The organism is Halobacterium bonnevillei (assembly GCF_009831555.1).
GTDB lineage: Archaea > Halobacteriota > Halobacteria > Halobacteriales > Halobacteriaceae > Halobacterium > Halobacterium bonnevillei.
Genome location: NZ_WUUU01000174.1, coordinates 1 through 5,957 on the forward strand (window position 1 = coordinate 1; position 5,957 = coordinate 5,957).

The 5,957-nt window shown below is 69.9% G+C and carries 6 protein-coding genes and 1 pseudogene; 4 read left to right on the forward strand and 3 right to left on the reverse strand.

The features are described 5' to 3' along the window. On the forward strand, positions 1 to 1,009 hold a 1,009-nt coding region (locus GRX66_RS15520), incomplete at its 5' end, for an MATE family efflux transporter (protein ID WP_159527354.1). A gap of 30 nt (positions 1,010 to 1,039) precedes the next feature. Here the strand turns inward: GRX66_RS15520 and citZ are convergent. Then, entirely contained in the window at positions 1,040 to 2,176 is a 1,137-nt protein-coding gene (gene citZ / locus GRX66_RS15525) for a citrate synthase (protein ID WP_159527355.1), read from the reverse strand. 214 nt (positions 2,177 to 2,390) lie between these two features. Here citZ and GRX66_RS15530 point away from each other — a divergent pair, with 214 nt between their 5' ends. Then, complete coding sequence (locus GRX66_RS15530) at positions 2,391 to 3,584, forward strand: potassium channel family protein (RefSeq protein WP_159527356.1); 1,194 nt, start codon at positions 2,391 to 2,393, stop codon at positions 3,582 to 3,584. A 12-nt stretch (positions 3,585 to 3,596) separates the two neighbouring features. Here GRX66_RS15530 and GRX66_RS15535 read toward each other — a convergent pair whose 3' ends face one another. Continuing rightward, entirely contained in the window at positions 3,597 to 3,908 is a 312-nt protein-coding gene (locus tag GRX66_RS15535; protein ID WP_233745574.1) for a DUF7536 family protein, read from the reverse strand. 87 nt (positions 3,909 to 3,995) lie between these two features. Here GRX66_RS15535 and GRX66_RS15540 point away from each other — a divergent pair, with 87 nt between their 5' ends. Continuing rightward, positions 3,996 to 4,952 (forward strand): succinylglutamate desuccinylase/aspartoacylase family protein, encoded by a 957-nt coding sequence (locus tag GRX66_RS15540; protein ID WP_159527357.1) that lies wholly within the window; start codon positions 3,996 to 3,998, stop codon positions 4,950 to 4,952. Positions 4,953 to 4,977: 25 nt separating this feature from the next. Here GRX66_RS15540 and GRX66_RS15545 read toward each other — a convergent pair whose 3' ends face one another. Then, positions 4,978 to 5,127 carry a hypothetical protein gene (locus tag GRX66_RS15545; protein ID WP_159527358.1) on the reverse strand — a complete coding sequence of 50 codons (150 nt, stop codon included), beginning with the start codon at positions 5,125 to 5,127 and terminating at the stop codon, positions 4,978 to 4,980. A gap of 108 nt (positions 5,128 to 5,235) precedes the next feature. On the opposite strand from GRX66_RS15545, the pseudogene GRX66_RS15550 reads away from it, so the two are divergent. Then, positions 5,236 to 5,957, forward strand: a pseudogene (locus tag GRX66_RS15550) (pyridoxal-phosphate dependent enzyme); the annotation flags it as partial.

The window sequence follows — 5,957 nt, forward strand, 5'->3', positions numbered from 1 at the left end:
GCTCGGCGCGGCCCCCGACGTCGTCGCGCTCTCCAGCACGTACCTCGCGGTCATCCTCGTCACCGCGCCCGCCCGCCACGTCGCACTCATCGCCGCCCGCTCACTCCAGGGGACCGGCGACACCCGGACGCCAATGTACGTCAACGCCGTGGCGAACGTCGGCAACATCCTCGGGAGCGTCGGCCTGGGACTGGGTTACTTCGGGCTCCCCGAACTCGGCGTGGTCGGCGTCGGTGCGGCGACGGCCACCGCGAACGGCTTCACCGCGCTCGTCCTCACCGCCGCAATCGCGACGACGCACACCGCGGCCGGGTTCGCGCGTCCGACGTCCACCGTCATCACGAAACAGCTGCTGGCCGTCAGCGGCCCGAAAATCGCCGAAGGCACGGTGTCCGCGCTCGCGGAGTTCCCGTTCAACGCGCTCCTGTTGACGTTCGGCACGAACGTCAACGCCGCGTTCCAGATCGGGCGCCGCGTCTACCAGCAGGCGACCGGCCCGCTGTCCCGGGGGTACAACGTCGCCGCGAACGTCGTCGTCGGCCAACCGCTCGGGGACGGCGACCCCGAAACGGCCCGGTTCAACGGCTGGGCCGTGGCTGCACTCGGCGTGCTCACAGTCGGCGCCGTCGGCGTCGCGCTCGCGTACTTTGCACGACCGCTGGTGGCACTGCTCGCGGACGACCCGGAGACGCTCCGCCACGGCGTCTGGTTCGCCCGCGCGTACGGCCTCAGCGCGCCGTTCCTCGCCGGGTTCGTCGCGCTGTCCGGCGCGCTCCAGGGCGCCAGCGAGACCCGGGTGCCGTTCCTCGCACGCACCACCGGCATGGTCGGATTCCTCATCGGGTTCTCGTACCTCGTCGGCGTCCCACTGGGGTACGGCGCGACGGCCGCCTACTGGGGCGTCGCGCTCTCGAACGTCTGGATGGCGCTGGTCGTCACTGCCGGCTTCCGCTACGGCGAGTGGGCGCCCCGCGCCGCCGCGATGATGGCCGAACGCGCAGACGCGTGAGAAGTCGTCGTCGGAGCCGACGGCGGGCCGTTACCGGTCGTCCAGCGGCACGAACTCGTTGTCCTCGTCGCCGACGTAGCGCGCCCGCGGCCGAATCAGGCGGTTGTCGTCGTACTGCTCGAGGACGTGGGCGATCCAGCCGCCGACGCGGGACATCGCGAAGATCGGGGTGTAGACGTCCACCGGGATGCCCATCTTGTAGTAGGTGGACGCGGAGTAGAAGTCGACGTTCGGCGCGAGGCCCTTCTCCTCGGCCATGTACTCCTCGATGGCGACGCTCATCTCGTACCACTTCGTGTCGCCGGCGGCCTCCCCGAGTTCCTCGGAGCGCTCGCCGAGAATCTTCGCGCGCGGGTCCTTGACGTTGTACACGCGGTGGCCGAACCCGGCGACGCGCTGGCCGCTCTCGAGGGCGTCCTCCACCCACTCGACGGCGCCCTTGTCCGACTCGTCGACCTCCTGGAGCATCCGCATGACGTTGGCGTTCGCGCCGCCGTGGAGGCTCCCGGAGAGCGTGCCGACGGCGGACGTGACCGAGGCGTGGAGGTCCGCGAGGGTCGACGCCGTCACCATCGAGGAGAACGTCGACGCGTTCAGGCCGTGGTCGGCGTGCAGGACCAGCGCCTGGTCGAAGACGTCCGCGAGCACGTCGTCGGGTTCCTCGTCGTTCAACATGTACAGGAAGTTCGCGGCGTGGTCGAGGTCCTCGCGCGGCTCGACGGGGTCGTCGCCGTTGCGGCAGCGCGCGAACGCCGCGACGATCGTCGGCAGTTTCGCGGTGATGCGTTTGCCCTTCCGGAGGTTCGCGTCGACGTCTGTCGGGTCGGCGTCCGCGTCCGGATCGTACGCCGACAGCTCCGAGACGGCGGTGCGGACCGCCGCCATCGGGTCCTCGTCGGCGGCCGCGAGGTCCTCGACGAGCGAGTAGACGGCGTCGTCGACGTCGCGGTGGCTCGCCATGTCCGCGCGGAACGCCGCGAGTTCCTCGCGGTTCGGGAGGCGGCCGTGCCACAGCAGGTAGAGGACCTCCTCGTAGGTCGCGCCGCGCGCCAGGTCCTCGATGGTGTACCCGCGGTAGACGAGTTTGCCGGCGTCGCCGTCGATGTAACTCAGTTCGGATTCAGCGACGAGCACGCCCTCGAGTCCCTTCTTGAGTTCGTCGGCCATACTTCACGGTTCTTTACGGTCCCACCTAATGGGTGTCGATTTCGCCCACGGGACGCTGGCGCCAGCCTCATCGTCGAACGCGCGTGCGGCGGCCGGGAACGACTGGGTCGCGGCGCTTCCGGCGGCCAGCGGCGACGCGCGGAGTGCAACGCCCCACCGGGGTTCGCGACGGGGGACGCGAACGTTTTTCGGTGACGGGGGCGAACTCGCGTGCATGAGCGGCCGCGTCGAGTACGAGCCCGCGAGCGTGAAAGACCTCCTCGCGGAGATGAAAGACACCGCGGAGTTGCTCATCGACCTGTCGTACTCCGCGGTGTTGCACGGCAGCGACGACGTCGCCGCGGAAGTCCTGAAACTCGAGGAGCGCATGGACATCCTCCAGTTACGCGCGCGCATGAGTCTCCTGCTCGCTGCGCGCAAACCGGAGGACGCGGAGACGCTGGCGCCCGTGCTCGGCGTGGTCGGCGCCGCGGAGAAGATCAGCGACGCCGCCGGCGACATCGCGAAGGTCGTCCTCGACGACATCGGCGTGCCGGACGCGATTCGCGCCGCACTCCCGGAGGCCGTGGAGTCGCTGGTGCGCGCGGAACTCGACCCGAGTTCGGAGTACGCGGACCGCACGCTCCTCGACGTCAACCTCGAGACCGAGACCGGGGTGCGCGTGCTCGCGATCCGGCGGGGCGGCGACTGGATTCTGAACCCCGACCGCGACACCGAGCTTCGCGGCGGCGACGTCCTGCTGCTGCGGGGTGCGGAGGAGCACATCGGCGGCGTCTACGAGACTGTGACGGGAAGCGCCTACGAACCCCCGGACGTCCCCGAGGCGGGCATCGACGACCTGGAGCGTGCGGTCGACTCCGTGGTGACGATGAAGAACATGAGCGAGCTGTCCGTCGACCTCGCGTACGGCGCGGTGCTGTTCGACTCGACGGACCTCGCCGCGGAAGTCGTCGAACTCGAGGCGGAGGTCGACGCGCTGAAGTCCCGATTCGAGGCGTGGACGCTCCGGGCGGCCAGCCGCGTCGACGACCCGGTGTCGCTGCGCGGCCTCGTGCACATCGCCAATTCGACGGAGGTCATCAGTGACGCCGCCGTCGAAATCAGCGAGGGCGTGCTGCGCGGCCTGGACACGCACGTCGTCGTCCAGGAGGCCGTCGAGGAGTCCGACGAAGTCATCGTCCGCGAGACGGTCGAACCCGGGAGCGGGCTGGACGCCGCGACGCTCGGCGGCCGCCAGGTGTCCACGGAAACGGGGATGACCGTCATCGCGGTGCGGCGGCCGGACGAAGGGGTCGACGAGTGGGTGGTCCAGCCGGGCCCGGAAACCGAGGTGGCGGCCGGCGACGTCCTCCTGGCGAAGGGGACGCGGGCAAGTGCGGATCGGCTCCGGGACCTCGTGTCGGCGTGAACGCGGGCGGTCCTACTCGAGGCGCTGGGAGAGCCGGTACGCCGACACGACTGTGAACGCCAGCGTCGCCAGCAGGCCGAACGTGAACGCGAGCACGGCCGCCAGCGCGACGAGGTACGCCGTCGAGTACGGCGACCCGCCGGAGGCCACGACGAACAACCAGTACGTCCCGACGGCGACGAGCACGCCGACCAGGAACCCGCGTTTCGCCTGCGTCCGCACGTCGAGGGCGCGAATCAGGTTCTGGACGCCGGACCTGTCGCCGGGGGCGCTGGCCGCGCCGGCCGCGTCGTCGTCCGTCGGCCGCTCGGACGCCTCGGACATGGCAGGGGGTTCGACGGGGCGAGTGAAAGCACCGTCGGTTCTCCGGGACCGAACCGCTCAAGGCGCCGCGAGTGTGCCCTACTTGTAATGACTACGCTCGGCACGGCGTCCGCGGCCCCGGGGGAGTTCGACACGGGGCGACTCACTGTGGGCGAGACGCGGGACGGCACCGCTGTCGGCCTCCCGGTCGCCGTCGTGAACGGCGACCGCGACGGCGACACCATCTACATGCAGGCCGCCAGCGACGGCGACGAACTGAACGGCGTGGGCGTCCTGCGGCGCGTCGTCCCGCAACTCGACCCCGCCGAAATTGCGGGCGAAGTCCGGGTCGTCGGCGTCACGAACTTCCACGCCTTCCAGGTGGCCGAACACCGCAACCCCATCGACGACACGAAACTGAACCGCGCGTACCCCGGCAGCGCGAACGGCTCGTCGTCCGAACGCATCGCGCACGCGACGTTCTCGGCAGCCGAGGACGCCGACCTCATCGTCGACCTCCACCAGGGGTCGACGTCCCGCATGATCAACGAGGTCCGCGTGCGCTGTGGCCGCCACCACCGCCTGCACGACGACTGCCTCGAACTCGCGAAAGTCTTCGGCTGCGGCCACGTCCTCGACCAGAAGGGGCCGGAGGGCCAGCTCGCTCGCGCCGGCCCCGACGAAGGCATCCCCACCATCGACCCGGAGCTCGGTGGCAGCGTCGGCTTCGACGAGGAGTCGATCCAGTACGGGGTCGACGGCGTCTTCAACGTCCTCCGGTACTACGGCTTCCTCGACGGCGACGTCGACACGCAGCCCCAGACCCGCGCGAAGGACTTCGACCGCTACGGCTCCCCAGTCGGCGGCCTCGTCGAGTTCAAGCAGTCCCTCGGCGACGACGTCACCGAGGGCGACACCCTCTTCGAGATCACGGACGTCTTCGGCACCCTCAAAGCCACCGTCACCGCCGACAACGACGGCATCTTCTGGCGGACTCGCCGCCTCCCCCAGGTCGCCACGGGAGAGTACGTGTGTTCGGTCGGTACTGACGTGGATACGTTCTGAGGGGCCGCGAGCGCGGGGGCGGACCTCAGTTGCCGCCCGTGGACAAAATTTTGCGATCGAATGGGAACAGCGCGAACAGCGCGAACAGCGCGAACAGCGACGGGTTGTCAGTCAGGAGTCCGATCAGGCCGAGCAGGCCGAGCAGGCCCAGGTGGCTGACACGAAGTGTTACCATATGAGACTGTCCGGGGGAACTGTCAAAGAAAGGTAACCCCGATTCTCAGTTCCTGGAACTGTGCCCCGGACCGGTAGCCTGAGGTGGCTGACCGGCATCGCTGGACGTATGCTCGAATGCCGTTCCTGCGGTCGAACGTACGGCAGCGGCCCCCAGGAGCCGTGGCGCTGCGAGTGCGGGCACGCGCTGGACTTCGCCGAACGCCCGCTGCCCGACAGCAGCCGCCCGGACGCGACCCGCGCGAGGGCCTGTGGGCGTTCGACGAGTTCCTCCCGGTCGGCCGGGAGGTCACGCTCGGCGAAGGATGGACGCCGCTCGCGGAGGCCGACCACTGGGACGCCGAGTTCAAACTCGAGTACGTGTTCCCGTCGGGGAGCTACAAGGACCGCGGCGCGGCGCTGACGCTGTCGCGGGCCGCCGAACTCGGCGTCGAGCGCATCGTCGAGGACTCCTCGGGGAACGCGGGCGCGGCCATCGCGCAGTACGCCGCGCGCGCCGGCATCGACGCCGACATCTACGTGCCAGCGTCGGTCAAGCAGTCGAAACTCGACGCCATCGAGGCGGCTGGCGCGACCCCGGTCCGCATCGAGGGGAGTCGCCAGGAGGTCACCGACGCCTGCATTTCGGACGCCGTCGGCGGTGACGCGTGGTACGCGAGCCACGCCTGGAATCCCGCGTTCTACGCGGGAACGTCGACGTTCGCGCTGGAACTCGCCGCGCAGCGCGACTGGACCGTGCCGGAAGCCGTCGTGATGCCGCTCGGCCACGGCACGCTATTCCTCGGCGCGTACCGGGGGTTCCGTGCGCTCCGCGACGCCGGCTGGACGGAC

Coding starts and splice junctions, on each gene's coding strand:
- citZ (WP_159527355.1), bottom strand. CDS start 2,176: ATGGCCGACGAACTCAAGAAGGGACTCGAGGGCGTGCTCGTCGCTGAA.
- GRX66_RS15530 (WP_159527356.1), top strand. CDS start 2,391: ATGAGCGGCCGCGTCGAGTACGAGCCCGCGAGCGTGAAAGACCTCCTC.
- GRX66_RS15535 (WP_233745574.1), bottom strand. CDS start 3,908: ATGTCCGAGGCGTCCGAGCGGCCGACGGACGACGACGCGGCCGGCGCG.
- GRX66_RS15540 (WP_159527357.1), top strand. CDS start 3,996: ATGACTACGCTCGGCACGGCGTCCGCGGCCCCGGGGGAGTTCGACACG.
- GRX66_RS15545 (WP_159527358.1), bottom strand. CDS start 5,127: ATGGTAACACTTCGTGTCAGCCACCTGGGCCTGCTCGGCCTGCTCGGC.